We start from the raw sequence: 3,681 nt of genomic DNA, 5'->3' as shown, positions 1-3,681 counted from the left end.
CCGTAATTTCGTTCGAGGAATTCAGTCCGACGTTGAAGAGGCTTTTCTCGCAATAGTACTTGACCGCTGTATCTCGGTCGGTTCTGACGCGCATGTGACATTGATTGATGGGTTTCATATCGTCGCCTGTAAGGCGCGTGATGCGAAAACCAATCACTCCAAAACTGATGCACGCGAGAGACGAAGTCGAATCCATTGTCAAATCGTCGCGAGTTAGCCCCTAATTTTACTGCCAGTCTCAACGACTCGTTCAGACCACAGGGCTATGTTTGGCGGGGACGAACGCAGCGTCAGGAACGCGATACCAATGAACCCCTGGAATGAACTGGCTGCCAACCTTGCGATAGTCGCCATAACGACATCGCTGTGGACATTCGGACATCGACACGTGACGCGCTTCATGCCTCGGTCAAGGTCGGCAGCGTTCGGTGGAATCATGGCGTGCGGAACGCTCGGAGCGATGTCGTTGCCGTTTCAGTTTCATCCCGGCGTCTTGCTCGATCTTCGTTACACACTTCTGGCGATCTCTGGCCTGTTCGGCGGCCCCGTCGCTGCGGCCGCTCCCTTTGTCGTGGCCGTCGGTCGCCGCGTCATGAGCGGCGGAACCGGACTCTCCGTGGCGCTGCCGTTGATATTCATGGCGACAGCGAGCGGACTGATTGCCCACCGGTTCATCCGCGGCATTCCGGACGGCCGGAGTATCTGCGTGGTGTCGCTCGCTGTGGTCTTCAGCGGTACGGCCGGATTTTTCGTCAAGGTGCCTTTCGATCAATGGCCGGTCGTCATGCCATCCGTTGTCGCGCCGTTCGCATTGCTGCTTTTCGTTTCCGCCATGATCTCAAGCTTTGCGATTTCTCAGGAGCTGAAGCGGCAGGAGGCGACCACCCTGAACCGTATCTACCGCGCGATCATAGAGGCTCTTCCCGACTGTCTGAACGCCAAGGATCTTAAGGGGCGGTTTATCGCCGCCAATCCAGCGACGGCAGCGCTGATGAGTTCCGGGACCGCTGCTAACCTGATCGGAAAGACCGACTTCGACTTCTTTCCGCAGGAAACGGCAAGGGTTTTCAGGGCGGATGAAGAGGCTCTTCTGCGCGACGGCAAGCCCATCCTCATCGAGCAGCGCTTCACCCGCGCGGATGGCGTGGAAACGTGGCTTGCCACGTTAAAAGCACCCTTCGACGATGACGATGGCAAACCGATCGGCATGATCACGCACAATCGGGAGATCACCGACCGGAAACGGCTGGAAAGCGAGTTGGCGCAAACCCAGCGACATCTGGCGGACGCGCTGGCCAGCATGGCTGATGGTCTGGCCATGTTCGACCGGAAAGGAGCGCAGGTCTTCAACAATGCGCGATACCTCGAACTCTTTCCTCTTACGGCTGATGTGCGGTCGACCGGGACCTGCCTGAGGGCAATCATTCGAGCCGCTATAGAACGCGGTGAGGAAGCGCCTGTCGGTGGGGACATTGACGACATAATCGAGAGATCGGCGGCTGCAATTCTAAGTCCTGGCGACCGCCAGATGCGGCTTGCGGATGGACGCTGGATCGAAGCGCGCACCCGCGTAACCGAGGAAGGTGGGAGTTTGATCGTATTTTCCGACATAACGACGAGCAAGCGCACTGAGGAGGAACTTCGTACCTTGAACGAGCGGCTTAAGGTCATGGCACATACTGACGGCCTGACGGGACTGCTCAATCGGAGAGCATTCGATGAAGCGCTGGACGACCTCGTCTCTCGGAGTTCGCAGACAGTCGCCGGGCCAAGCCTTCTCATGATCGATGTCGACAAGTTCAAGGCCTACAACGACACCTACGGACATCCGGTTGGCGACGCCTGTCTGAAGAGGGTTGCAAATCGCGTAGCCGAAATTGTTGCGTCCTATCCTCGCAGTATCGTTGCACGATACGGCGGCGAGGAGATCGCAGTGATCATTCCCCAATGTGACAAAGCCGCTGCTCTGTCAGTGGCAAGACTTCTTTGCGCCCAGGTCCGGAGTATGGAAATCGAGCATGTCGGCAGTGAAAAGGGGCGGGTGACTGTGAGCGTCGGAATAGCCACGATGAATGCGGCCGGCGTCCGCGGCAAGAGGGATCTACTGGGATCTGCCGACGAAGCGCTCTACGCTGCGAAGGCTGCGGGACGCGACTGCGTGAGAAGCTGCGATCCGTCGGATGATGCGGCGGTGGTGCGTGCATAGACGGAGGGAGGTTTGCTCTCTTCCCTTGGCATGGCGAGCATGGGGATTTGGCTGACAGGAACTGGCAATTCGGCTTGCAGCCCTGAGGTGACTAGGAAGGCTATAGGCATCTTCACAATCACAATTCATCGTTTCGACGCGCAGCCATGGAGAAAGTTCAGTGCCTGAGTTTTTCGAGAGCAGAGCGGGAAAGCAACTCCTTGCGTTGACCGCGAGTGCGCTGGTTCTGTGGAGCGTCGGGTACATCTGGCATATTCAGATCTTCAGCGCCTTCCGGCGTCTGAGTATCGCCGCGATCGACGTCCTCGTCCTCAGCGTCTCAATCGTTGGTCTTGCGAGTTTTGTCTATTCGATGTTCCGGATCTTTGATCTGCGCAAAGAGATGCAGCGGCAACACGAACATGGCCGACGGGCACACTGGATTGCCACGCATGACCATTTAACGCGGCTTCCAAATCGATACGCCTTCGAAAAATTCGAAATTTTGCAACCTCCCTTGGATGACGAGGACCACCGTCTGCCGATTGCGACTATTTTCTCGGTCGACCTCGACGGGTTCAAGAAGGTCAATGACCTTGTCGGCCATCAAGGCGGAGATCAGTTGTTGCGGGAGGTCTCAAAACGCCTGGCGGAATTTGCTGCCGAAGGCTGCGTTTTCCGTTTTGGTGGCGACGAGTTCATCGTCGTCGCGAGGGGATTGGCGCCCGAGAAGGAAGAGCGCTTTGCCAGCTTGGTCATTCATTCCGTTACCCGACCGATCCAGGTGGGCCTGATCTGGTGTCAGGTCGGCGCAAGCATCGGATATGCCCGCTGGCCGGAGCATGGCGATTTACCACAGGATGTTTGCCACAAGTCGGATATCGCCCTCTATGAGGCAAAGAGCAAAGGTGCCAACACGTCCTTTCTGTTTCACGAGGACATGCAGCTGAAGGTATCGGCGCGAGCCAAACTCGAGGGCAAGCTGCGAGATGCGATTGAAGCCGGACGCATCAAGCCCTTTTATCAACCTCTCATCGATCTTCGCTCAGGCACTGTTTGTGGCTTTGAAGCCCTCGCACGCTGGACGGAAGAGGACGGCGCCAGTGTTTCGCCGCAACTTTTCATATCGATCGCCGAGGAGACAGGCTTGATTACCACACTGTTTCAGCAGCTCTTGAAGGTGGCCTGTGAAGACGCAAAACTGTGGTCGGACGACATCGTTCTCTCCTTCAATTTGTCCCCCGTTCAGATGGAGGACCGGCTGCTCACGTCACGAATTCTGGAAATTCTAAGGGCGGCCGGACTTTCTCCCGCACGCCTGGAAGTGGAAATCACCGAAAATGCATTGATTGAGGATCCGGATCTGGCTGCCGCGATCATCGACGATCTGCACAACGCTGGGATCCAAATCGCGCTCGACGACTTTGGCACCGGGTATTCCAGCTTGGCACAGCTGGCTCGGTACAAATTCGACAAGATCAAGATTGACAAAAGTT

The 3,681-nt window shown here is 56.8% G+C and carries 2 protein-coding genes; both read left to right on the top strand.

Going from position 1 to position 3,681, the window contains the following annotated elements; genetic code table 11:
* The first annotated feature begins 265 nt into the window (after positions 1-265).
* Positions 266-2,206, top strand: coding sequence for a diguanylate cyclase (locus tag J2Z75_RS29085; protein WP_327791316.1), 1,941 nt, complete (start codon positions 266-268; stop codon positions 2,204-2,206).
* Between the two features lie 160 nt (positions 2,207-2,366).
* On the top strand, positions 2,367-3,681 hold a 1,315-nt coding region (locus J2Z75_RS29080; protein WP_327791315.1), incomplete at its 3' end, for a putative bifunctional diguanylate cyclase/phosphodiesterase.

Origin of the sequence: Rhizobium herbae (assembly GCF_017873135.1) — a bacterium.
Classification (GTDB): domain Bacteria; phylum Pseudomonadota; class Alphaproteobacteria; order Rhizobiales; family Rhizobiaceae; genus Pararhizobium; species Pararhizobium herbae.
This window is presented reverse-complemented; position numbering and strand designations above follow the sequence as displayed.

Bases quoted from the DNA above. Each gene is read 5' to 3' on its own strand.
- J2Z75_RS29085 (WP_327791316.1), top strand. From the start codon at position 266: ATGTTTGGCGGGGACGAACGCAGCGTCAGGAACGCGATACCAATGAAC.